Origin of the sequence: Pseudoalteromonas sp. c7(2019), assembly GCF_011378625.1 — a bacterium.
Classification (GTDB): domain Bacteria; phylum Pseudomonadota; class Gammaproteobacteria; order Enterobacterales; family Alteromonadaceae; genus Pseudoalteromonas; species Pseudoalteromonas arctica.
Genome location: NZ_WTKS01000004.1, coordinates 232,596 through 256,242 on the forward strand (window position 1 = coordinate 232,596; position 23,647 = coordinate 256,242).

The window sequence follows — 23,647 nt, forward strand, 5'->3', positions numbered from 1 at the left end:
GCGCTAAAGCGTTAATATAGTAACTAACCTCAGTTCAGGCTAACTAGTTTTACGTGATTTTAAGAAAATCTACAATACTTGCAAAAGTGCGTTCAAATTCAACGTAGCTATGATCGCCACCAAATTCTATCAATTGCTTGCATTGCGAATAATATTTTACTGCGTGTTGAAAGTTCAACACTTCATCGCCTGTTTGCTGTAATAAGTACAGTAACTCAGGGTATGCTAATTTATCTACAGCGAGTAATTTAAGTGCCTCAATATGACTGTTATTTAAATCGTAATGATAATCTTGATACGGATTATAATTAGGTCCAAGTAACGACTGTAATAAATTATAGGGTGCGACCGCGGGATTAATAACCACTGCAGGAATTTGATAACGCTGCGATAAATACGTGGCAAAAAAACCACCTAACGAGCTACCTAATAAAACGGTATTTGGCGTTAGTAATTGTTCAAGCTCAATTATAGCTTGTAGGGGCTCGTGGTTTAAGTTCGGTACACAATAATCAACGTCATAGTTTGCCATAAGCTCACCAAAGCGCACAGCTTTATATGATTTTTGTGAACTATTAAAGCCATGAATATAAATTACGCGTTTAGCCATACTACTTCCGTTTTTACTTCTACTTTATCTTTTTTACTCTTTATATTTAGCGTTCTGTAAGCTGGTCCCGCATTTTTTTGCTCCCACTGTGAAGTGTGCTTTACAAACTGTATTGAGCTGGCTGGGGTCGCATATATGGGCAGCCCTCTAAAACTTTGTTCGTAATCATTGTGCACATGCCCATGAAAAAGCGCAGATACATTATTACTATTAACTAAGATATTTAAAAGCTGTGGGCCATTTTCTAATAAGTGTTTATCAAGGTAGCCGTTTATTGGCAGCGGATTATGATGACAAAATATAACTTTACTATTATTCGAGTTGACTAAAGCGTCCGTTACTTCATCTAAATGCGTGCCAGTAACCCATCCTGCGGGCGTGGGCCCTTTAGAATTAATAAGAAGTAACTCAATCCCATTAGCAATAATATGTTTAGCCGAATTTATTTGCCCACCACTTATGCGATTAAGCATTGCTAGTTCATCATGATTACCTGGCACCCAAAATACAGGACAAGTAATGTCACTGGCATTTATAAGTTCACTAAATAATAAGTACGATTCAAAACTATGATCTTGTGTTAAATCGCCACCAAAAATAATGCAGTCTATTGATTGTTTTGCTATGTGTGCCAAGGCTTGTTCAAAATGTTCTGCGGTATTTACAGTAAAGTACTCACCGCTTTTGTCTGCAAATAAATGGCTGTCAGTAATATGAGCAATGCACAAAGATGATTTATCAAATGTATATGTATCATCAAACCAAGCCATTATTTACATCCCAATTTAACGTCGCTTGTCCGTGCTCTACACAGGCCACTAACCAATCGTATAAAAAAGCATTAAGTTGATACTTTTCATCTTTTTGATGCATTTTAGGGTTAGGGTATCCATAAGATGGTTTTATGCGTTGATGATAATCGTGATGAACAATTTCAGCCACTTTGGCATCGTGATACAAACGCACCGTTAAATACAGTGGCGTAATCCCTTTAACCATTCCTGTTAGCTGCTTAATTGAAATATCCATAGTGTATTTTGCGCTGCCATCAATTTTTGTAGCAAACTCACTGTTGCCAAGTTTAACTTCACGAATGCTTCCTATATTGCGCTCGCTCGGTAACAACTTTAATAGTCGCACATAGTTATGCTCACAAAGTGTTAAATACTTTGGGAGGCTCTGAATATATCGCTTTGTTGCTAATTGTGCTGTCAAAGTACCACCATAATATTAGTAAGAGTTTATGCCCATTTGCTTGCCATTTTTTCGCGATTTAGCGCAAGCCACTGCATACAAATAACCGTTGCCGCATTATCCATTTCACCGTTATTGAGGCGCATTAGCGCATCATCAACTGATAGAATGTGAGTTTTTATATCCTCGCCTTCAGTTTCAAGACCATATACACCTGATTTCACTTGGCTTAAGTCAGTACGCGCTAAATATAAATGTAAGCGCTCAGTTGTACCACCAGGGCTTGATAGGTATGAAAGCATAAATTCAAGTTCAGTTAATTTAAGCCCAGCTTCTTCATACGCTTCTTTTTTTACAACTGATTCGTAATCCGTACTGCCGTCTGTCATTCCGGCTATACACTCTAGCAGCCAAGGCGAATGCTTGCTTTTAATAGCGCCAATACGTATTTGCTCAATTAAAAGAACAGTATCTGATATTGGATCGTAAGGGAGTACTGCAATAGCATCGCCACGTTCTAATATTTCTCGACTAATTACTTTAGATTTTCCACCCGCAAAAAGAGCATGTTCAAACTGGTATAAATCAACCTGAAAAAAACCTTTATAAAGGTTTTTTATTGGCTTTAAATTCACATCTTTATGTGTAAATTGAACGAGCTTTTTATCAACCACGTACATACCTCCTACTTATCTAAAGCTTTAAAATGCGTTAATATATTCTGTTACACTTGAACATACTGTTTTACTAATTATTTTTTTTGTTATGCAGTAAAACAGGTTAACATGCTTTTAGTACAAAAATTGTCTAAGGACCGAACCCCACATGAAAAAGAACATTCTTGCGGCGCTAGTTAGTTTATCATGCGCATTAGGTGCAACAGCAGTGAAAGCTGAAGATTTACTACAAGTTTTTGAAATAGCGACAGCTAACGATCCTACTGTTTTAAAAGCAAAAGCCCAAGCCGATGCGCAGTCTTACCAAAGCGATTTGGCGATGAGTGCACTATTACCTCAAATTGGTTTAACTATGGGTTATACAAAAAGCGATGCAACGTCGTACCAAAGCGTTGGCGACTTATCTAACCAAGTAAAAGTTGAAAGTGATACAGACCAATTCTCTCGCGGTGTGAGCTTAAGCCAAACATTATTTGATTTAGGTGCCTGGAATACGTTAGATATTGCCGACAAGCAAGCGCTTCAAGCAAGCGGCCTATACGATGCAGCTAAACAAAACTTAATTGTACGCGTTGCTGAAGGTTATTTTAACGTATTAAGTGCAAGCGATAACCTTGAATTTGTTGAAGCTGAAAAACGTGCAATTGAACGTCAACTTGAGCAAACAAAACAACGGTATGCGGTAGGCTTAACAGCAATTACTGACGTACACGAAGCGCAAGCTCAGTTTGATAACTCTGTAGCTCAAGAAATTATTGCAGGTAATGCTGTAGAAACAGCACGTGAGCAACTTCGTGAGATTACAGGTAAATATCACGAAAAATTAGACTTTTTAAATACAGATACTTTCTCAACAACTAAACCAACTAAGCGCTCAAGCGACTTTGTTAAAGTAGCTGAAGATAAAAATATAAACCTACAAGTGTCTAAAGTAACGGTTGATATTGCAAAAGATCAAATTGAATTAGCAAAAGCGGGTCATTATCCAAAGCTAACCCTAAGTGCTAGTTATGGCGATTCTCTTACAGACAATCAAATAAATGGCGCTAACTTTGATGATCAGCCACGTTCAGACTCAAGCTCTGTAGGGCTTAACTTTAGCGTACCTTTATATTCAGGTGGTGCAACAGTTGCTGCAACAAATCAGGCCCGTGCGTTTTACGTAGGTGCGAGCCAAGACTATGAAACAAATTACCGCGCAGTAACTCGCACAGTGATTACATCTTATAATCAAGTTGTTTCAGACATTGCTACTTACAAAGCGCTAGAGCAAGCGGTTGTTTCAGCTCAAAGTGCCCTTAAAGCAACTGAAGCTGGTTTTGAAGTAGGTACTCGTACCATTGTTGACGTACTAGTAAGTACGCAAAATTTGTACGATGCAAAGCGTAACCTTGCTGATGTACGTTACCGTTATGTGTTATCTACCCTTCGCCTAAAACAAGCTGCGGGTACATTAACAAGTGCAGATTTAGTTGCTATAAACCAAGGTTTAAAAGCCGCTTAATTTTCATTACTCGTGCAGTATGAACGCATTGGAAGCCAGCTAAATGCTGGCTTTTTGTATTTTACAGCGCTTAGCGTTAAACTATCGTTTTTATTCTCAGAGATATTTTTGTGGTCACCTCATCTCCTTTTAAAGCATCTTTTTTGGGCCCTCGATACTGGTTAACGTGGATTGGCGTTCTATTTTTATATTTAATTTCTTGGTTACCGCAAAAACTACAATTGGCAATGGGTAAACAGCTTGGTCGCTTAGTTCATAAATTTATGAAGCGCCGTCGCCATATTGCAGAAGTAAATATTAAGCTGTGTTTTCCTGATATGAGCGCAGCAGATCAAAAAGACCTTGTGCTCAAAAATATGGAAAACACTGGTATTGCAATGGTTGAGACTGGCATGGCCTGGTGGTGGCCGCAGTGGCGAGCACAAAAAGCATTAGGGTCTTTTAAAGGGCTTGAGCACTTTGAACGCGTACAAGCGTCTGGTAAAGGTGTTTTATTGCTTGTACCTCATATTCTGCATCTTGAAATGGCTAGCCGTATTATGGGCTTAGAGTGTCAGGGTGTTGGCTTTTATCGCCCTCATAACAACCCACTAATGGAATACTTTACGACTAATGGGCGCCTTCGCTCTAACGAATATTTAATCGGTCGAAAAGATGTAAAAGGTTTACTAAAAGCATTAAAAAATAAAAAGGTATGTTATTACTTACCCGATCAAGATTACGGTCGTAACCGCTGTGAATTTGTCCCATTTTACGCAGTACCTGACGCTGCAACTACAACGGGTACTCTTATGTTTGCAGGCAGTAAAAACTGCGAAACAATGAGTTTAATAACTCGCCGTGATGAAAATGGTAAATATCACTTAGAAATACTGCCAGAGCTTGAAAACTTCCCCAGTGGTGATAATAAGGCTGATGTAACACGTGTAAATCAACGCATGGAACAATCTGTTAATGCCGCACCCGAACAATATATGTGGCTACACCGTCGTTTTAAAACTCGACCTGATAAAAATACCCCTTCTTTTTATAAAAAGTAATGGTATAACAATAATAGGAACAAATAAGGTGGGTAATAATCATGTGGTTTTGGATTAGGCATTTATCATTTGCAGCTGTACTAATAGCACTCGCCGTATACTTTTTGTTGAGTGATGGCTCTTTATTTGATATTAAAAAATCTAAAAATGCAGCTGCCGAAGGATTATCACGTTTTTACTCCTCTATTCGTAACCAAGTAAAAAGTAATAAAGAACGAGATCAATTTGTTTTAAAACTTAAAACACCAGAACAGACCTTAGATAGAGTATTGGCTGAACGTGCGCGAACAGTTGATCCAATGCCGACCACTTGGACTGGAGAAGTTGAACCTAGACGCTTTGAAAATGGCACAACACTTAAAGACGTACTCTATCAATATGCTAAAAATGAAGGTATTGAGCTTTACTGGTATTTAAGTAAAGACTACGTAGTTAAAGATCATTTTAGAGTAGACAGCAACTTTACTTCAGCACTTTATCAAATTGGTCGTGCTATAAATGACGACTTTGAGCATGAGGTTTACACTTACTTTTGCCACAAACAAAGAGCTGCGGTTATTACAGAGTTACCATCAGAATTTGTGCGAACAAACTGTTTAAAGCTAAAGATTTAAGGGGTTACACGTACAAAAAACCCAAGCAAGCGCTTGGGTTTTACAATTCAATTCAATTCAATTCAATTCAATTCAATTCAATTCAATTCAATTCAATTCAATTCAATTCAATTCAATTCAATTCAAAAATACTATTCCAAATATTCGTTACGTTAGTAATATCTTGTAAAAAAGCTTCTCGCGAGATCAATTTGCCTTTTTGATCCAAGCTCAGCACGTGATAACACGAGCGATAATCAATATACGCTTTGATCAACTGCTGTTTTTGCTCTTTAGTAATACAGCCTATATTTGCTGCATCCGTTAATATTCTTACGTTATCTGAATAAACGGTAAGCTGCTCAAACTCATTCGCGTGTTTAAGTACTAAATATTGCGTAATAAACTCAATATCAGCCATACCACCAACATCTTGTTTTAAGTCAAATTGCTCAGTATTTCCCTTCGCTAGATGGTCGCGCATTTTTTCGCGCATTTTTATTACATCGGCTTTTAACACGGTATCATCGCGCTGTTGGCAAAGTATATTTTTACGGATTTGTGAAAAACGATCTATAAGATCGTCTTGGCCCAAAATTAACCGAGCCCGCACAAGTGCTTGATGTTCCCACGTCCATGCTTGAGTTTGCTGATAGTGATTAAAGCTCTCTAAATTGATAGCAAGTAAACCTGATGCACCTTCAGGGCGTAATCGAGTATCAAGCTCATACAAAATACCTGATGCAGTACGAGTATTAAATAAATGCATTAAGCGCTGAGCGAGTTTTAAATAAAACTGGCGAGAATCAATCGGTTTTTCACCATTGGTTTGGCTTGAGCCATCATGATTATGCACAAACACCAAATCTAAATCTGAGTCGTACCCTACTTCTAAGCCGCCTGTTTTACCATATGCAATAACAGCAAAGCCTTTGTTTTCATCATCAGTGCCAGGGGGCATACCAAAACGCTTAACGGTGTTATGCCATGCAATATTAACAGCTTGATCAACAATCGCTTCGGCCAGTACGGTTAAGTGATCGCTTACTTTCATTACATCAAGAACACCGGTTGCATCGGCAGCTGCAATTCGTAATTGATGCGTTTGCTTAAATTGCCTAAGCGACTCCATTTGCAGTTCTAAATCGTCATGCTCTATTCGTAAAAAATACTGCCTTATTTCATCTTTATAAGCGGTTAACGGTGTCGGTTTATAAAGAACAGCCGGGTCTATTAGCTCATCCAGCAATATAGGGTAGCGAGAAATATGCTCGCCTATCCATTTGCTATGACAACACAGTAAAACAAGTTGCTTTAATGCACCTTGGTTTTCGTACAGCAATTCTAAATAAGCAGTACGTGAAATTATCTTATTAAAAATTTGGCAAACCATTGTAAAAGCAGCTGCGCTGGCATTAAAGTCATTTAACTGACTCAATAAAACAGGCATTAATTTATCAAGGGTTTCACGCCCTCGGTTACCTATGTTTACCTTAGACAGTCTTAATTTAAAATCGCTAAGGGGTGTTTGCCATTCATCTCTAGCCTCTTTTAAAAAGCTCACATCACCATGATCCCAAGCACTAATAAATGCGCCTTCACAGGTATCTAGTGGCGCGGTTTCTTCACCAATAACGAGAGCAAACTCACCGTTAACTTGCTTCATTACCTTTTCAATAGTGCTTAAAGTGGCAGAAAAATCAGCTTGTTCTAATAATAAATTTAAGCGCTGCTGATTCAATTCATCATCGGGGAGTGTTTGCGTTTGCTGATCGTCAAATATTTGTAAGTACTGCTCAACTTTTCGCAAATAAAGGTAATTGCGTTTAAGCTCGCTTGCTTCTTGCTCATCTATAACTTGGATGAGGGCCAACTCATTTAATGCTTTAAGTAATGATTGAGTTTGTAGGTTAGCCTCTCGCCCACCTCGTACCATTTGCAGGGCTTGCACTATAAATTCAACTTCACGAATGCCACCAGCACCTAATTTTATATTATTAGTTAAGCGTTTACGGCGAACCTCTTGTGCAATCATTAACTTCATTTTACGCAAAGATTCAATCACCGAAAAATCAATATACCGGCGATAAACAAACGGCTTTAAAAGCTTAATAAATTCATCCCAATATTTGTTAGGCGTGCCAATTAAGCGCCCTTTTAACATCGCGTAGCGTTCCCAGTCGCGACCTTGTTCTTGGTAGTAATCTTCAATGGCATTAAAGCTCATAACCAAAGGGCCACTTTCGCCAAACGGGCGTAGGCGCATATCAACCCTAAATACCTGCCCGTCACCGGTGGCTTGGTTAAGTGATGCAATGAGCTTTTGTGCAACTTTGGTATAAAATACTTGAGCCTCAAGGCTTCTGCGGCCACCTTGGGTTTTTGTACTGCGCGGATATGCAAAAATGAGATCAATATCAGAGGAGTAATTTAGCTCTTGTCCGCCAAGTTTTCCCATACCCAACACCATTAACGGCATTGCTTGGTTTTGCTCATCAAGCGGCTCACCATTTACTTTTGCCACCTGTGCATGCGCCCATTGGTTAGCACTATTTATTAGCATGTCAGCCAGTTGGCTTATGTAATTAATACTATCGGCAATGGGATTGTTACAGCATAAATCTAAAAAGGCGACTTTGAGCCAGTACTTTTCACGATATTGGCGAAGTACTTTATGGCACTGCACTTCATCAATATCAGCTAAATTAAGGTTTTTAAAAGGAGAATCTATTACTCTATTTTGTATTTCGTCTTTGCATAATAGCCAAGTATTTAAATCAGGTTGTGATTCTAAACTGCGCCAAGCAAAGTCGCTTAATGCTAATAACCTTACAACTTCACTTTGTTTACTTTGCTGCGGGTATAACTGTTCAAAGCGCATCAAGCCAAGTTTTTGTAATTGAATAGGAAGTTGCTTTACGTTACTCATCAATCCTCTCTTTTATATCATCAATAACCGTACTAGAATGATTAAAACCTAGAAAGGTTAACTTAATTAGGATTACCATGTCATATTTGTCTTTATCTAACACTAGTTTTATTGCGATTGCCATTAGTTTTGCGGTTATTTGCATAACTATTTTTTGTTTACGAGTTGTCACTCAAATCAAAGCAAAACAAGCGCTTAAAGATGAGCTAGCACAACACGACAACTTTGCCATGGGTATTAGTTTTGCATCTGAAATATCAGTTGTTATAGCCACTATGGCTTTCTTATTTGACGAAATAAGTATAAGTACCGCACAGTCAAACCCGTTAAAAGTGTTAATTATTATTATTCTTTTATTCACTTTTATAAAAGTGGGTCATTTAATTCACAGAAAATGGATACTCCACAGGTTTAACGAAGAAGCTGCCATACTAAAACAAAATGTATGTGCTGCATTGGTAGATTCAGGCATGTTAATCGCTAACTGTATTATCGCACTTGGCTTGTACACGTGGACGCACACCCAAGGATTCAGTAACTTACTTATTGCTTGTGTTAGCTTTTTTACGCTTCAGGGAATGTTTGCACTGGATAGTAAAATACGAGAACACCGTTTTGCAAAAGCAAATCAAGGAGCTTCGCTACAAAGTAACTTTAACCTAGAGAATACATCTATTGGTATAAGGTATGCTGGTAAATCAATCGGCTTAGCATTGGCTGTATATGCAGGTTTATCTAGCGCAGCATTTCAAAACGGTAAAATGGTAGAAAACATATTTACACTCGTTATGCATTGCGGTGTAATGTGGATACTACTTTACAGCTTAACGTATGTGATAAAAGTTATCTCTTTACCAAATATTGATACGGCTCTTGAAATAGACCATCAAGATAATATTGGGGTAGCATGTATAGAGTTTGCTGTTTTTTGTGCTATAGGCTATTTACTTATTAGCATGTTTTCTCTTTAGACCTTTTTACTAAAATACAGCCATTAAAAGTCTGCATTTAAGTAATAATGGTAATTACTTAAATGCAACAAGGTCCTAGCTCTATGCCACTTGAAATAACGAATTACTTGTTAATTGACATAGACAACGAATTTAGCCGAGCATTTGCCGAATACTATGTAAATAATAATGGTAAAACAAAAGCGAGTACGCTTATTGCAGCAGGCAGTAATACCCGCCAGTTAGTAAAAATGATGTTTGACGAACTTATTAAAGACTATAGTTATTGCGACCTTGAAAACGAAATAAGCGTTTCTGAATTAATTAACTATCTAAAAGAGCATCACGATTTACACGGAGTCCTTTTTAATAGTACCGATTACTTACTAGCAAGCGATAAACAACGCTTTATTTATAACTCGTTACATGAAGAGCGCTTTTTAATAAGCTTTGATGATACAGGCTATACACTAAGCCTAGTTACTGACGAGACGTTAACAGAACCTTCGCAAAATCATCACGATATAGCGCACACACCACAAGATTTAATAGACCTTGCAGAGCAACTTAATAAAAATAAATAATTGCGCACAGCTCCCAGCTTACTTACCATAGCAGTATATATTTTTACGCTAAGTAATAAGTGACGCCCTATGCGAGTTCCTCATATTTATCAAACATCGAGTATTGCCCTAAACACCCCTGTAACTTTAGATGACGATGCTGCAGGGCATATTGGCAGAGTGCTGCGCATGAAAGTAGGCGAGCATGTATCTATTTTTAATGGCGAAGGCGGCGAATACCTTAGTGAAATAATTGAGGTAACAAAAAAAACAGTCGTCGTAATGCCGTTAGAGCTTAATCCTCATGATGTAGAATCCCCGCTTAAAATTCATTTAGGCCAGTGTGTATCCCGTGGTGATAAAATGGATTTTACAATTCAAAAGTCAGTTGAACTGGGCATTACCGAAATCACCCCTATTTTTAGTCAGCGCTGTGGCGTGAAACTAATGGGCGATCGTCTTGAGAAAAAACACCAACAATGGCAAAAAATTGCAATAGCAGCGGCAGAGCAATCTGGGCGTAATTTTGTGCCAATTATTCATCCCCCTGTAGATTTAAAACAATGGCTTGCACAACAAACCAATGCAATTAAGCTCACTCTTCACCCTCGTGCTGAGCACAGCATTAAAACCATTACGGTACCTAAAGATGGCGTACGCTTTTTAGTCGGCCCAGAAGGCGGCTTTACCGACGATGAAATAGCACTAACTAAACAACTAGAATTTGTGGATATTCGCTTAGGCCCGCGCGTTTTACGAACGGAAACAGCCGCTTTAACGGTCTTAAGTGCATTACAACTTCAATTTGGCGATTTAGCTAATTGAAATAACTAAAAGCACCCTCATATAAACAGTAACATTTATAGTAAGGCACAGCGCATGGCAATTAAGTTAGGTATTATTTCAGATCCTATTAGTGGATTTAACATCAAAAAAGACACCGGTTTTGCAATGATGATGCAAGCGCAAGAACGCGGCTACGAAATTTATTATATGGAGATGGATGATTTATCTCTTCGTAAAGGTAAGTCGTACGCTACAGCGTCTAAAGCGCAAGTGTTTAATAATGCAGAAAAATGGTACGAGCTTGAAGAAAAAGCCACTATAGCCCTTGCCGACCTTGATGTTATTTTAATGCGAAAAGATCCTCCTTTTGATACCGAATACATTTACGCGACGTATATTTTAGAGCGTGCAGAACAAGAAGGTACGTTAATAATTAACAAGCCACAAAGCCTTCGCGATGCTAACGAAAAGCTATTTACAGCATGGTTTAGCGAACATACGCCAGACACACTTGTTACACGTAGCCAAAAACAAATTCGTGAGTTTTTAGCCGAGCATAAAGACATTATTTTAAAACCCCTTGATGGCATGGGTGGCGCATCTATTTTCCGCCTTAGAGAAGACGATGCCAACATTGGTGTAATTTGTGAAACGCTAACCGAGCACGGCAGCCGCTTTGCTATGGTGCAAAATTACATCCCAGAGATCAAACAAGGCGACAAGCGCGTATTGGTTATTGATGGTGAGGTTATTCCGTATTGTTTAGCGCGAATTCCACAAAATGGTGAAACACGCGGTAATTTAGCTGTTGGCGGTCGAGGCGAAGCCCGTCCACTTAGCGAGTCAGATTTAAAAATAGCGCAAGCGGTTGCACCAACGCTTAAAGAAAAAGGCTTAATATTTGTAGGTTTAGATATTATTGGCGATAAATTAACTGAAATTAACGTAACTGCACCAACGTGCGTGCGCGAAATTGAAGCTGCTTATGATATTTCTATTACAGGTATTTTGTTTGATGCCATTGAAAGAAAGCTAGATAAATAAGTATCTACCTATCGTTATTAAAAGCACTTTCGTGTCATAAATTTTAATATAGTTGTTAACTATTAATTTTTAAACTGTATGAAAGTGCTTTTTTAGTTTTAAAAACAAAGGTATGTGCCATACTCAAAGTTCATTAACTAAAAAGGGTGAAATCTATGCAGTCATTAGAAAATCATTTTTTAATCGCGATGCCGTCGATGCAAGACCCTTTTTTTAAACGTGCTGTTACCTATATTTGTGAGCACAATGAAGATGGGGCTATGGGCTTGGTAATAAACCAACCTATTGATGTTACCGTTGGCGAACTTTTAGATAAAATAGAAATTGATAACGACAAAACGCAAAACGCAGCAAAAGTAAGTGTGTTTGCAGGCGGACCCGTTAAAACTGACCGTGGTTTTGTTTTGCACTCTCCTCAATCAGGTTATTCAGCAAGCCAAAAACTCAGTAGCGATATTATGATCACTACCTCAAAAGACGTTTTAGCAAGCTTAACTACCGCACAAGCACCTGAACAATTTATTATTACATTGGGTTATTCAGGGTGGGAGCAAGGACAACTCGAACAAGAGTTACTTGATAACAGTTGGTTGATAATAGAAGCCGATCCGAAGATCATTTTTGATACCCCCGTTGAAAAACGATGGGAAAAAGCAGTTTCAATGTTGGGCTTTGATATTAGCCAACTCAGCCCTGAAGCTGGTCACGCATAATAGTAACTTAACCCTTAGCAAACTTAAACAAGATACACATGACAAAAAAATCGCTTAAGCCGCAAGGCGAACGCACTGTAATGGGCTTTGACTTTGGCACCAAAAGTATTGGTATTGCTATTGGGCAAGAGCTAACAGGCAGCGCCTCTAGCCTTAAGGCTGTAAAAGCACAAGATGGCATTCCTAACTGGGACCATATTGCTGTACAAGTAACCGAATGGCAGCCTGACTTAATGGTTGTTGGCTTACCACTAAATATGGATGGAACGTCACAAGAGGTTACCTTTAAAGCAAAAAAGTTTGCCAACAGATTACATAATCATTATGGCATTCCAGTGCAAACACAAGACGAGCGTTTAACGACTGCGGATGCTAAAGCGCGACTTTTTGAAAGTGGTGGCTATAAAAACTTAGGCAAAGGTAACGTAGATAATATGTCTGCGGTTATTATTTTAGAAAGTTTTTTTGAGTCTAGTTACGGTGAATAAACAGGCTATATAAATAATCTGTTATATAAATAAAAAGCGCCAATTGGCGCTTTTTTTTATATTAAGTATTTATATTTATTACTTTTTAAATTATTGATCGCTATTTTTATCGTCAAGGCCATCAATAGTAACGCCTTGTAAAAAGCCCGCACCTTGCTGCTCGTTATTGCGCAGTTTAATCATTAAACGTAAATCATTTGGCGAATCAGCATGATGCAGTGCATCAGCGTAATTAATTCGCTGCTGTCTATACAGCTCAAATAATGCTTGGTCAAAGGTTTGCATGCCCATTTCTTTCGATTTAGCCATTGCCTCTTTAATACCACCAATATCACCGTTTTTAATCAGTTCAGCAACCATTGGTGAGTTAAGCAATATTTCAATAGCTGCAACACGGCTTTCACCATCAGCAGTCGGTACTAATTGCTGGGCCACAATTGCACGTAAGTTAAGTGCTAAATCGTACTTAAGCTTATCGTGTTTTTCTTTTGGAACTAAATGCATAATACGGTCAATCGCTTGGTTAGCATTATTAGCATGCAGTGTTGCAACACATAAATGACCTGTTTCGGCAAAGCTTAGTGCGTATTCCATAGTTTCTTGAGAGCGAATTTCACCAATCAAAATTACATCGGGAGCTTGGCGTAATGAGCTTTTAAGTGCTGACTCAAAGCTTTCGGTATCAAGCCCTACTTCGCGTTGAGTAATAATACTTTTGCGATGCTCATGAACAAATTCAATCGGATCTTCAATAGTCAGTATATGACCACGTTGATGTCGGTTACGGTAACCAATAAGTGCGGCTAGCGATGTTGATTTACCCGTGCCAGTACCACCGACGAACAAAACAAGGCCACGCTTAGACATAATTACATCGGTAAGAATAGAAGGAAGACCTAGCTCACTCACATCAGGTATTTGCGTAACAATACGGCGAATAACCATACCTGCTTTATCGCGTTGCCAAAAAGCAGAAATACGAAAGCGCCCTTCGTCAGTGGCAATCGCAAAGTTACATTCTTTCGTTGTATGAAACTCTGCTTTTTGCTTTTCGCTCATTGCAGATTCTACTAACTCAAGCGATTGCTCATCAGTAAGCCTATCGTCACTTAGGGCTGTTAGCTCACCGTTTATTTTTGCGCTTACAGGTAGCTGACTCGATACAAATAAGTCAGAACCTTTTTTCTCAATCATAATGAGTAAAAAGTCGTTTAAAGATAAAGCCATAATAGTTTCTTACCCGCCAAATTGTGTTTTGTCTTGTGCTTTTTCTTTCGCTGCCGCATTTGTAACAATGCCGTGATTAACTAAATTAGTTAAACATTGATCCATTGTTTGCATGCCCACAGACGCACCGGTTTGAATAGACGAGTACATTTGTGCAATTTTGTCTTCACGAATTAAGTTACGAATAGCAGGTACTGCAATCATAATTTCGTGTGCTGCAACTCGCCCGCCACCAATCTTTTTAAGCAGTGTTTGCGAGATAACAGCACGCAAAGATTCAGATAACATTGAACGTACCATTGATTTTTCTTCACCTGGGAATACATCAATAATACGGTCAATGGTTTTTGGTGCAGATGTTGTATGCAACGTGCCAAACACTAAGTGACCCGTTTCAGCAGCGGTCATTGCAAGACGAATTGTTTCTAAATCACGTAACTCACCGACCAATATTACATCTGGATCTTCACGCAATGCACTACGTAGCGCGTTTGAAAAGCTATGAGTATCGCGATGTACCTCACGTTGATTAATAAGGCTTAATTTATTATCGTGAACAAACTCGATTGGATCTTCTATTGTTAGAATATGGTGATGTTTATTTTGATTTATATAATCGACCATAGCGGCAAGTGTTGTTGATTTACCAGAGCCCGTTGGGCCTGTCACTAACACGAGTCCACGTGGGGTATCGGAGATTGTTTTAAAAATATCTGGCGCACCTAAATCATCAAGCGTTAACACTTCACTTGGTATGGTACGAAATACCGCAGCAGGCCCGCGATTAGAGTTAAACGCATTCACACGAAAACGTGCTAAATTAGGCACTTCAAACGAAAAATCCACTTCGAGATTTTGTTCATAGTCCTTGCGTTGATTATCGTTCATAATATCGTAAACTAGGCTGTTTACGTCTTTGTCTGCAAGGGCTGGTATATTAATGCGGCGAACATCACCGTCTACGCGTATCATAGGTGAAACACCCGACGATAAATGTAAATCGGATGCTTTGTGTTGCACACTAAACGCTAATAATTCGGTAATATCCATTTATGACTCCACAACTAACTGATAAATATATGGTTACAATAGCAGAACGACTCACATCCGCCTACGCTAGAATTGCAGACGCGGCAAAAATTGCACAACGAAACACTAACGAAGTCACTCTACTGGCAGTGTCTAAAACCAAACCAAGCGAAGATGTTATTGCAGCTTATGAGCATGGTCAGCGCGAATTTGGTGAATCTTATGTTCAAGAGGCTATAGATAAAATAGCTCAACTACAGTCATATAGCGACATCATTTGGCATTTCATTGGCCCTATTCAATCTAATAAAAGTGCTTTAGTGGCTGCCAACTTTGATTGGGTGCAAAGTGTTGATCGCATAAAAATAGCGAAACGATTAGATTCCCAGCGCCCAGACGATAAACAGCCTCTTAATATACTTATTCAAGTAAATATAAGTAATGAGGAAGCGAAGTCGGGCTGCCGCCCAGATGAAATAAATGAACTTGCCGATTTTATTAACCAATGTGAGCACTTAACACTTCGAGGTTTAATGGCGATTCCCGCTAAAAGCAACGATCTGGATACGCAAATTCAATCTTTTGAGCAATTACAAACTTGCTTTGATAAACTAAAGACCCAATATCCTCAAGTAGATACTTTGTCGATGGGTATGAGTAACGATGTTGAAGCTGCCATTAGTGCAGGCTCAACCATGGTAAGGATCGGCACAGACATTTTTGGAACACGAACTTAAAAGGTGATAACAGATTTATGTCAGATAAAAAAATCGCATTTATAGGCACAGGTAATATGAGCTACGCCATTATTGGTGGCATGGTAAAAAACGGTTTTAACGCAAGTAACATTATTGCGACTAATCGCAACCAAGAAAAGCTTGAAAAGGTAGCCTTTGATTTCAAGGTGCAAACCACCAGTGACAATAACGAAGCCCTGCGCGATGCTGATGTAATTGTTTTGTCTGTTAAACCACAAATGATGGGCGATTTATGTAAATCGTTTCAAGAGTCGGGCGTAGATTTTAGCGATAAACTGTTTATTTCTGTTGCTGCTGGCTTAACTGTAAAACGTTTACGTGAAATGCTAGGTCAAGACGTTAAAATGGTACGTTGTATGCCAAATACACCGTCTTTATTAGGCCGTGGTGTATCAGGTTTATATGGCGCGGGCGAAACACAAAGCGAACACGAGTTTGTACAACAAGTTTTTGAATGCACTGGCATTGTTGTATGGGTCGAAAAAGAATCACAAATTAACGATATTATTGCTGTGACCGGCTCATCACCAGCTTACTTTTTCTTATTTATGGAAGCCATAGAAGAAAAAGCCAAAGCGCTGGGCTTTAATGATGAAGACGCTCGTCGTTTAGTACAACAAACAGCCCTTGGCGCCGCCGAAATGGCACTTAGCCAGCCTGATATTAGTATTTCGCAACTACGTTCAAACGTAACATCTAAAGGCGGTACTACTCACGCAGCTGTTGAGCACTTAAAAGATGAAGGCTTAACTAAAACCGTTGGCGATGCAATGGATGCGTGTATTGCGCGTGCAGAGCAAATGGAAAAAGAACTTTAAAACCACTTTTTTATTGAAGGTTACACTATGAATGCCATGCAATTTTTAATCAGTACCCTGTTTGATTTGTTTTTAATGGTGGTATTACTGCGCTTTTGGCTGCAGTGGGCAAAAGCCGACTTTTATAATCCAATGAGCCAGTTTGTGGTTAAAGCCACTTCGTTTGCGGTAAAACCACTGCGTAAAATCATTCCGGGATTTGGCGGACTTGATTTAGCATCTCTGCTGTTGGCATTTATAGTGGCTGTAGCCAAAATTAGTACTTTAATGCTTGTTATATATAATGCGTGGGCAATACAGCCTGTAATTATACAAGCACTTATAACGGTACTAAAAGAAGGCCTTAACTTAGTTTTTTGGGTACTTATTATTCGCGCTATTTTAAGTTGGGTTAGCCAAGGTTATAACCCTATAGAAGCGGTTTTCCATCAGCTTACTGAACCAATGCTAAAACCAATTCGTAAAATATTGCCATCAATGGGTGGCTTAGATTTATCAGTTTTAGTGCTTATTATTGGTATTCAGTTTTTGCAAATGCTGCTTATGGATTTTTTAGTCTAATATGGATTTTTTAATTAGAGGCCCAAAGGCCTCTTTTTTATATGTTTTGAGGAATACATAATGAACCGTTTAATTAAGTTTTGTTTTATTGCTTGTTTAGCATTTGCATTTAACGCGCAAAGCGAAGAAATGCAAGGCGCACAATATAAAGAGCTTGGCCCTTGGCAAGTGCATTACATCGCCTTTCCTTCTACTTTTATTCAGCCAAAAATAGCAAAAGCGTATGGCCTTGAGCGAAGCGGATACAAAGGCATTGTAAATATTTCTGTTTTAAAAAATAATGCCGAAAATACAGCCCAAACAGCAAAGCTTACTGGCACAGCTAGAAACCTACTTGGCAACAAACAAACGCTTACTTTTAAAGAAGTAAAAGAAGGTGATTCAATTTATTACCTTGCCCAAGTTGATTATACCAACGAAGAGATTTTACGCTTTGAGATTGAAATACAACAAAGTAATCAATTTCAAAAATTACAGTTTCAGCAAAAATTTTACGTAGATTAATAACATGACCAAAACTTTAGTACTTGCTACAGGTAACCCTGGCAAAGTAAATGAGCTAGCTAACATGCTAAGCCCTCTGAATATTAATGTAGTTCCACAGAGCGATTTTAACGTAGGTGAAGTTGCCGAAACCGGCACTACCTTTGTTGAAAATGCCATTATTAAAGCGCGTCATGCCGCTAAAATTACTGGCATGCCTGCTATTGCCGATGACTCAGGTTTAGAAGTTGATGGCCTAAATGGTGCACCCGGTGTTTACTCAGCCCGTTTTGCAGGCCCTGGTGCCAGCGATCAAGATAACATTGATAAGTTACTCGTAAACTTGGGTAATAACCCTATCCGTAGTGCTCGTTTTTGGTGTGTACTGGTATTAATGCGCCACGCAGATGACCCTACCCCCCTTATTTGCAGTGCAAGCTGGGAAGGCGAAATTACGATCACTCAAAATGGCAACGGTGGCTTTGGTTACGACCCTGTATTTTTTGTAGCAGAGAAAAATTGTACCAGTGCTGAGCTTACAAAAGAGCAAAAAAATGCAGTGAGTCATCGCGGCCAAGCACTACAAAAACTACTGCTAGAGCTACAGCAAAAAGGCGGCCTGTGAACCTTCCACCACTGAGCTTATATGTGCACGTACCTTGGTGCGTGCAAAAATGCCCGTACTGCGATTTTAATAGCCACGGACAAAAAGGTGAAATACCTGAAGCTGAATATGTTCAGCATTTAATTGATGATTTAAAAGCAGATTTGCACTTAGTGCAAGGACGTAAAATTCACAGTATCTTTATTGGTGGCGGTACTCCAAGCTTATTAACTGGTGCGGCTTATACTCGTTTATTAAATGAAGTCGACAACCTAATTGGTCTTGAAGAACACTGCGAAATTACCCTTGAAGCCAACCCAGGTACAGTAGAAACAGGTCGTTTTAAAGATTACGTAAAAGCAGGCATTAACCGTATTTCTATCGGTGTGCAAAGCATGCAAAACGACAAGTTAAAAGCACTTGGTCGGATTCATGGCAGCGACGAGGCAAACTATGCCGCGCAACAAGCTAAAGAAGCCGGTTTAAATAGCTTTAACCTTGATTTAATGCATGGCTTACCTGGGCAAACACTTGATGATGCACTGAGCGATTTAAAGCAAATAATAGCGCTCGATCCTCCTCATATATCGTGGTATCAACTAACTATTGAACCCAATACTCAATTTGCTTCAAAGCCACCTACCTTGCCACAAGATGAAACACTGTGGGACATTCAAGAGCAAGGGGTTGAGTTACTAGCTCAAGCAGGTTACGTGCAATACGAAATATCGGGCTATGCAAAACCGGGTTATCAATGCCAACATAACTTAAATTATTGGCGTTTTGGCGATTATCTCGGTATTGGTTGCGGCGCGCATGGTAAGGTTACTGATGCAAATACAGGGCTTATTACGCGTACTGAAAAGGTTAAACACCCACGCGGCTATATGGATTTAATTAAACCGTATATGTATAAAAGCTGGCATGTAGAGCAAGACGATTTAGCGTTTGAATTTTTTATGAATCGCTTTCGCCTTGTTGAGCCTTGCCCAATTAATGATTTTAATAAACTTACAACACTGCCACTGCAAAGTCAGCAAAGTGCATTAACCCAAGCAATTAATAAAGGTTTATTGACTCAAACAGACAGCCATTGGCAGGTAAGCTTAAAAGGTCATCGCTTTTTAAATGACCTGCTAGAATTATTTGTGTAGCCCCCAGCGCTACACAAAAAATAAATATAAAATACCCTAATGGGTTTCTAACAACAAAAGGGAAAACAATGCGTAAACTTACTTTTATTGCGGCCGCAGTAAGCGTTGCACTACTTGCTGGTTGCCAGCAAACAACACAACAAGCGACTTCAGCTCCTATTGCACAAGCAGTTCAATCACAACAAAGTGAAATAGACAAAGCCAATGCATTTTTTGAAGATACATTTAACCGCGACGTAATGAGCAGTCCTGTATATCAAACATACATGGGTATTAAGCAAGATTACGATAAGTGGGATGATGGCAGCGAAGAAAGACAGCTTAAAGATTTAGCGCAAACAAAAGCTGACCTAGTTGCACTAAAAGCAATCAGCCGTGATTTATTAGATGATGCAACAAAAGTTAGCTACGACTTAAAAAAACAAGATCTTGAAAGCTCAATTGCTGACTTTAAATGGCGCTACCATAATTACCCTGTGAACCAAATGTTTGGTACGCATTCTATGATCCCTGCATTTTTAATTAATCAGCACTCAATTAGTAATGTAAAAGAAGCTAAAGACTACATTTCTCGTTTAAATGGTGTAACTGGTGTTATTGATCAGCTTATCGTTGATTTAACTGTACGTGCAGAAAAAGGCATCATTGCCCCTAAATTTGTATTCCCGCATGTTATTGATTCAAGCAAAAACATTATTCACGGTGCACCGTTTGAAAAAGGCGATGATTCTACATTGCTTGCTGACTTTAAACGTAAAGTAACAGCGCTTGAAATTAGCCAAGACGAAAAAGACTCGTTAATCAGCGATGCATCAGATGCATTAAAATCGGCTGTTAAACCATCTTACTCTAAGTTAATTAATTACCTTGCACAGCTTGAAAAACGCGCAGATGATCGCGATGGCGCATGGAAATTACCTGATGGCGAAGCGTTTTATAACAACGCACTTAAGCGCACAACTACAACAGATTTAACTGCTAAAGAAATTCATGCAATTGGTCTATCTGAAGTGACACGTATTCATGATGAAATGCGTGAGATTAAAGACAAAGTTGGCTTTAAAGGCGACTTAAAAGCGTTTATGCAGTTTATGAAAACTGACAAGCAATTTTACTACCCTAATGATGCACAAGGTAAACAACGCTACCTTGATGAAGCCACTGGGCTTATTGATACAATGAAAACGCGTTTAGATGAGTTATTCATTGTTAAACCAAAAGCAGGTTTAAAAGTAAAAGCGGTTGAAGCATTCCGTGAAAAAGCAGCAGGTAAAGCATTTTACCAACAGCCAGCTCCTGATGGTTCACGCCCAGGTGTTTACTACGCTAACCTTTACGATATGGAAGCAATGCCAACGTATCAAATGGAAGCGCTGGCATACCATGAAGGTATTCCGGGACACCACATGCAAATAGCTATTTCGCAAGAGCTAGAAGGTATTCCTAAGTTTCGTAAATTTGGTGGCTACACAGCGTATATTGAAGGCTGGGGTTTATACTCAGAGTTCATTCCTAAAGAAATGGGCATGTACTCAGACCCTTACTCAGATTTTGGTCGTCTTTCAATGGAATTATGGCGCGCATGTCGCTTAGTTGTTGATACGGGTATTCACGCAATGAAGTGGACTCGTCAAGAAGGTATTGATTACTACGTAAATAACACGCCTAATGCAACATCTGACGGTGTTAAAATGGTTGAGCGTCATATTGTAATGCCTTCACAAGCAACGGCTTATAAAGTGGGTATGCTTAAGATTTTAGAACTTCGTGAAGAAGCTAAAAAGCAACTTGGTGATAAATTTGATATTCGCCAGTTCCACGACGTAGTGCTTAAAAATGGTCCTGTACCACTTAATGTACTAGAAAACTTTGTTAATGAATGGGTAGCAAGCAAAAAGGCTTAAAACCAATTTAAACAATTGCTTTAAATATGAAAGGTCGCATTTGCGGCCTTTTTTGTTTTATAGTAGCAAAAAAGATTTTGGAAATAATAATGGATTTAAGCATACAACTACTTAATGCGCGTATTTCAAAGCAGCAGTTAAATGAACTCGATAACGACTTTAGGCAGTTAAGCCCTGCTCAGCAAACTTTGCAGCTTAACCATTTATCTGACAGCGCCCAACGGTTGAGTGTTAAGTATGACTTTATGCAAAACATAGCAATCCGTATATTAAGTACTAATACAGCACCTTCTCTATTTATTAACCAACTTACTAATATTGACGCATTGAGCTTTTTTACCCCAGCGCTGAGAGTAAATAAAGGCTTTTTAGTACAAGATACTCAAGGAAATAACGTACTGCACAATGTGTTTAAGCATGCCGATGCTACAAAGCTGCCATTTAACTATGTACGCTCTTTAATGTTGTTTGAATCAAATGATGACTTAGTTAAAGCGTTGGCGCAGCCCAACTCTCACGGATTAACACCAGTTGCCTGCTACATTGTCTATGCAAATAAATTGAGCACACCGGTAAAGCATGAATTTTCAGCTTTGTTAGCATTAATGGAAATAGAGCAAAAACAAAATCCTAACGCAAAACAGCAGCTTGCCAACGTACTAAAAGGGCAAAAAGTTAACGAGACCACAATTTTACTGAGCGCCGCTTACTTGCAACGCTCAACGGCGCAAGTTGCTCACTTAATCAAGGCGCTTTAATTCACTCACAACTTCTGTACGTACACTGTCTATGGCATGTGTAATAGATTGCGCAGCACTTTGCTGATCAACCATATTTGGCCAATTTGTTTGCCAGACCTTTTGTAAGTCTTTTGTTTTTAAATGTACTTTATCAACGGCTAAGTAGCTTAAGTCATGAATTAAGTTAACTTTAACCCAGCCTTTTCTAGGGCTGCCATCTATTTTGTTATTATCGTAATGTGCCGCAAATACAATAAGCTCAAGCTCGGCTAGTTCTTGTAATATTTGAAAGCTAGCAATGCGTGTATTGTTGTTCTCTTCACTTGCCTCCATTCGCCATGCATTATAACTAAAGCCAATAAACGCAAACACCACGCTCGCTATAGCAGTAAAAAAATACGAACGGGGCGCCAGTACAAACTGACCATATTTAGACTCTGACATATTATTTCCTAGTCATTTAAATAATATTCAACACTGGTTACCACTCTTATATTTTTTATTTGCGGTGTGTTTGAATCTCGATTACTGATACTAAATTGCCCTTGGCGAGCTGTTTTTATTTTGCCTAATTTTGAATTAGAGTCTTTAGCAAATTTATTAGCGACTTCACGCGCTTTTTCAGTTGCTTCTTGCACCATCGCAGGTTTTACATCATTGAGGCCAGTAAAAATATATTCAACTTTTGTTTCGTAGCTGTCCTGTACTATTGCGATATCTTGTTTAGCAAGCTGGCTTACTTTACTCAGCGCGTTTTGCACTTTATCTGGCGCATCAGAATAAACAATAATATTTGAACGCACTATGTATCTAAATTGCTGATTTTCATTACTGTATTCACGTGCTTGCTTATCAATAACTGACTGGCTGCCTATTGTTATTTCATCGTCGTCAAAACCATGCAGTTTTAAAAAAGCAGTTACAGCATCATTTTTTTTCTCAACTCGGCTGACTAATTTTTCAAGATTATTGTCGGCATCACTAAATTGCAGAGGCCAAATTACCGTATCGGCTATAACTTCTCGTTCGGCCAATCCCTTAACCTGCACAGTACGTTCCATCTCTTTTACACTGAGAGCTGTGCTCTTTAAAATAAACCCTAAGCTAATTAAGCCTATACTTAAACAAATAGCCGCTATAACAATGTAAAAACCGGGGGTTTTATTCACAATAATCTCCTTGATTGATATCAATAATAAGCATCTAGACGCTCGAAATAACACAGTAAACAGGGTACATTGAGACTATAAATAACGCAAAATTTAATCAGCCTAGGAA

26 protein-coding genes are annotated in these 23,647 nt (G+C 38.8%); 17 read left to right on the forward strand and 9 right to left on the reverse strand.

The genetic code is table 11. The features are described 5' to 3' along the window. Positions 1 to 49 precede the first annotated feature (49 nt). The 4 genes from GQR38_RS06510 to GQR38_RS06525 are packed head-to-tail and all read right to left on the reverse strand — an operon-like array spanning position 50 to position 2,478. Positions 50 to 610 (reverse strand): YqiA/YcfP family alpha/beta fold hydrolase, encoded by a 561-nt coding sequence (locus GQR38_RS06510; protein ID WP_007585377.1) that lies wholly within the window; start codon positions 608 to 610, stop codon positions 50 to 52. Beyond that, a complete protein-coding gene (locus GQR38_RS06515) occupies positions 595 to 1,380 on the reverse strand; it encodes a metallophosphoesterase (RefSeq protein ID WP_024592842.1) in 786 nt (261 codons plus the stop codon). Before GQR38_RS06515 ends, GQR38_RS06510 begins: the two co-directional genes overlap by 16 nt. After that, positions 1,367 to 1,825, reverse strand: coding sequence for a DUF1249 domain-containing protein (locus tag GQR38_RS06520; protein ID WP_024592841.1), 459 nt, complete (start codon positions 1,823 to 1,825; stop codon positions 1,367 to 1,369). Before GQR38_RS06520 ends, GQR38_RS06515 begins: the two co-directional genes overlap by 14 nt. Positions 1,826 to 1,851: 26 nt before the next feature. Next, positions 1,852 to 2,478, reverse strand: a complete 627-nt coding sequence (locus GQR38_RS06525) for an NUDIX domain-containing protein (RefSeq protein WP_076916364.1) — start codon at positions 2,476 to 2,478, stop codon at positions 1,852 to 1,854. 151 nt (positions 2,479 to 2,629) lie between these two features. Between GQR38_RS06525 and tolC the strand changes: the two genes are divergently transcribed. From tolC to GQR38_RS06540, 3 genes are all read left to right on the forward strand, one after another. Beyond that, entirely contained in the window at positions 2,630 to 3,985 is a 1,356-nt protein-coding gene (gene tolC, locus GQR38_RS06530) for an outer membrane channel protein TolC (RefSeq protein WP_024590686.1), read from the forward strand. 110 nt (positions 3,986 to 4,095) lie between these two features. Further along, positions 4,096 to 5,025 (forward strand): LpxL/LpxP family Kdo(2)-lipid IV(A) lauroyl/palmitoleoyl acyltransferase, encoded by a 930-nt coding sequence (gene lpxL / locus GQR38_RS06535; RefSeq protein ID WP_024590685.1) that lies wholly within the window; start codon positions 4,096 to 4,098, stop codon positions 5,023 to 5,025. Positions 5,026 to 5,066: 41 nt separating this feature from the next. Beyond that, positions 5,067 to 5,639 (forward strand): toxin co-regulated pilus biosynthesis Q family protein, encoded by a 573-nt coding sequence (locus GQR38_RS06540; protein ID WP_024592837.1) that lies wholly within the window; start codon positions 5,067 to 5,069, stop codon positions 5,637 to 5,639. A 112-nt stretch (positions 5,640 to 5,751) separates the two neighbouring features. On the opposite strand, the gene glnE is transcribed toward GQR38_RS06540, so the two are convergent. After that, complete coding sequence (gene glnE, locus GQR38_RS06545; protein WP_165722127.1) at positions 5,752 to 8,547, reverse strand: bifunctional [glutamate--ammonia ligase]-adenylyl-L-tyrosine phosphorylase/[glutamate--ammonia-ligase] adenylyltransferase; 2,796 nt, start codon at positions 8,545 to 8,547, stop codon at positions 5,752 to 5,754. A 77-nt stretch (positions 8,548 to 8,624) separates the two neighbouring features. On the opposite strand from glnE, the gene GQR38_RS06550 reads away from it, so the two are divergent. The 6 genes from GQR38_RS06550 to ruvX all read left to right on the forward strand — a co-directional run bounded on the left by GQR38_RS06550 (position 8,625) and on the right by ruvX (position 13,091). Next, positions 8,625 to 9,518, forward strand: coding sequence for a hypothetical protein (locus tag GQR38_RS06550; RefSeq protein ID WP_007585393.1), 894 nt, complete (start codon positions 8,625 to 8,627; stop codon positions 9,516 to 9,518). 62 nt (positions 9,519 to 9,580) lie between these two features. Beyond that, a complete protein-coding gene (locus tag GQR38_RS06555; protein WP_007585395.1) occupies positions 9,581 to 10,081 on the forward strand; it encodes a hypothetical protein in 501 nt (166 codons plus the stop codon). 69 nt (positions 10,082 to 10,150) lie between these two features. Next, positions 10,151 to 10,885, forward strand: coding sequence for a 16S rRNA (uracil(1498)-N(3))-methyltransferase (rsmE, locus tag GQR38_RS06560; RefSeq protein WP_024592834.1), 735 nt, complete (start codon positions 10,151 to 10,153; stop codon positions 10,883 to 10,885). A 54-nt stretch (positions 10,886 to 10,939) separates the two neighbouring features. Further along, positions 10,940 to 11,890, forward strand: a complete 951-nt coding sequence (gshB, locus tag GQR38_RS06565) for a glutathione synthase (RefSeq protein ID WP_007585399.1) — start codon at positions 10,940 to 10,942, stop codon at positions 11,888 to 11,890. 155 nt (positions 11,891 to 12,045) lie between these two features. Continuing rightward, positions 12,046 to 12,603, forward strand: a complete 558-nt coding sequence (locus tag GQR38_RS06570; RefSeq protein WP_007585401.1) for a YqgE/AlgH family protein — start codon at positions 12,046 to 12,048, stop codon at positions 12,601 to 12,603. A gap of 38 nt (positions 12,604 to 12,641) precedes the next feature. Continuing rightward, entirely contained in the window at positions 12,642 to 13,091 is a 450-nt protein-coding gene (ruvX, locus tag GQR38_RS06575; protein WP_008170791.1) for a Holliday junction resolvase RuvX, read from the forward strand. A 90-nt stretch (positions 13,092 to 13,181) separates the two neighbouring features. On the opposite strand, the gene GQR38_RS06580 is transcribed toward ruvX, so the two are convergent. Both GQR38_RS06580 and GQR38_RS06585 read right to left on the reverse strand, forming a co-directional pair. Then, positions 13,182 to 14,318: a PilT/PilU family type 4a pilus ATPase gene (locus GQR38_RS06580; RefSeq protein WP_010553294.1), complete on the reverse strand. Its 1,137-nt coding sequence runs from the start codon at positions 14,316 to 14,318 to the stop codon at positions 13,182 to 13,184. A 9-nt stretch (positions 14,319 to 14,327) separates the two neighbouring features. Next, positions 14,328 to 15,368 carry a type IV pilus twitching motility protein PilT gene (locus GQR38_RS06585; RefSeq protein WP_007585408.1) on the reverse strand — a complete coding sequence of 347 codons (1,041 nt, stop codon included), beginning with the start codon at positions 15,366 to 15,368 and terminating at the stop codon, positions 14,328 to 14,330. Positions 15,369 to 15,370: 2 nt separating this feature from the next. On the opposite strand from GQR38_RS06585, the gene GQR38_RS06590 reads away from it, so the two are divergent. The 8 genes from GQR38_RS06590 (at position 15,371) to GQR38_RS06625 (ending at position 22,387) form a co-directional block, all read left to right on the forward strand. Next, on the forward strand, positions 15,371 to 16,084 hold the full coding sequence (locus tag GQR38_RS06590; protein WP_165722128.1) for a YggS family pyridoxal phosphate-dependent enzyme: 714 nt from the start codon (positions 15,371 to 15,373) through the stop codon (positions 16,082 to 16,084). 17 nt (positions 16,085 to 16,101) lie between these two features. Then, positions 16,102 to 16,923 (forward strand): pyrroline-5-carboxylate reductase, encoded by an 822-nt coding sequence (proC, locus tag GQR38_RS06595; protein ID WP_002962567.1) that lies wholly within the window; start codon positions 16,102 to 16,104, stop codon positions 16,921 to 16,923. A gap of 27 nt (positions 16,924 to 16,950) precedes the next feature. After that, positions 16,951 to 17,484: a YggT family protein gene (locus GQR38_RS06600; RefSeq protein ID WP_007585413.1), complete on the forward strand. Its 534-nt coding sequence runs from the start codon at positions 16,951 to 16,953 to the stop codon at positions 17,482 to 17,484. A gap of 60 nt (positions 17,485 to 17,544) precedes the next feature. Then, positions 17,545 to 17,988 (forward strand): DUF4426 domain-containing protein, encoded by a 444-nt coding sequence (locus GQR38_RS06605; protein ID WP_165722129.1) that lies wholly within the window; start codon positions 17,545 to 17,547, stop codon positions 17,986 to 17,988. 4 nt (positions 17,989 to 17,992) lie between these two features. Next, positions 17,993 to 18,592 carry an RdgB/HAM1 family non-canonical purine NTP pyrophosphatase gene (gene rdgB, locus GQR38_RS06610; RefSeq protein WP_165722130.1) on the forward strand — a complete coding sequence of 200 codons (600 nt, stop codon included), beginning with the start codon at positions 17,993 to 17,995 and terminating at the stop codon, positions 18,590 to 18,592. Continuing rightward, positions 18,589 to 19,725, forward strand: coding sequence for a radical SAM family heme chaperone HemW (gene hemW / locus GQR38_RS06615; protein ID WP_165722131.1), 1,137 nt, complete (start codon positions 18,589 to 18,591; stop codon positions 19,723 to 19,725). The genes rdgB and hemW overlap by 4 nt, the downstream gene beginning before the upstream one ends. 68 nt (positions 19,726 to 19,793) lie before the next feature. Then, positions 19,794 to 21,629: a DUF885 domain-containing protein gene (locus tag GQR38_RS06620; RefSeq protein WP_165722132.1), complete on the forward strand. Its 1,836-nt coding sequence runs from the start codon at positions 19,794 to 19,796 to the stop codon at positions 21,627 to 21,629. Positions 21,630 to 21,718: 89 nt separating this feature from the next. Then, positions 21,719 to 22,387: a hypothetical protein gene (locus GQR38_RS06625; protein ID WP_165722133.1), complete on the forward strand. Its 669-nt coding sequence runs from the start codon at positions 21,719 to 21,721 to the stop codon at positions 22,385 to 22,387. Here GQR38_RS06625 and GQR38_RS06630 read toward each other — a convergent pair. Together GQR38_RS06630 and GQR38_RS06635 are read right to left on the reverse strand one after the other, a co-directional pair. Next, positions 22,370 to 22,813 carry a hypothetical protein gene (locus GQR38_RS06630; protein WP_007585421.1) on the reverse strand — a complete coding sequence of 148 codons (444 nt, stop codon included), beginning with the start codon at positions 22,811 to 22,813 and terminating at the stop codon, positions 22,370 to 22,372. The genes GQR38_RS06625 and GQR38_RS06630 overlap by 18 nt on opposite strands. An 8-nt stretch (positions 22,814 to 22,821) precedes the next feature. Then, positions 22,822 to 23,538 (reverse strand): SIMPL domain-containing protein, encoded by a 717-nt coding sequence (locus GQR38_RS06635; RefSeq protein WP_024590673.1) that lies wholly within the window; start codon positions 23,536 to 23,538, stop codon positions 22,822 to 22,824. Positions 23,539 to 23,647: the final 109 nt, after the last annotated feature.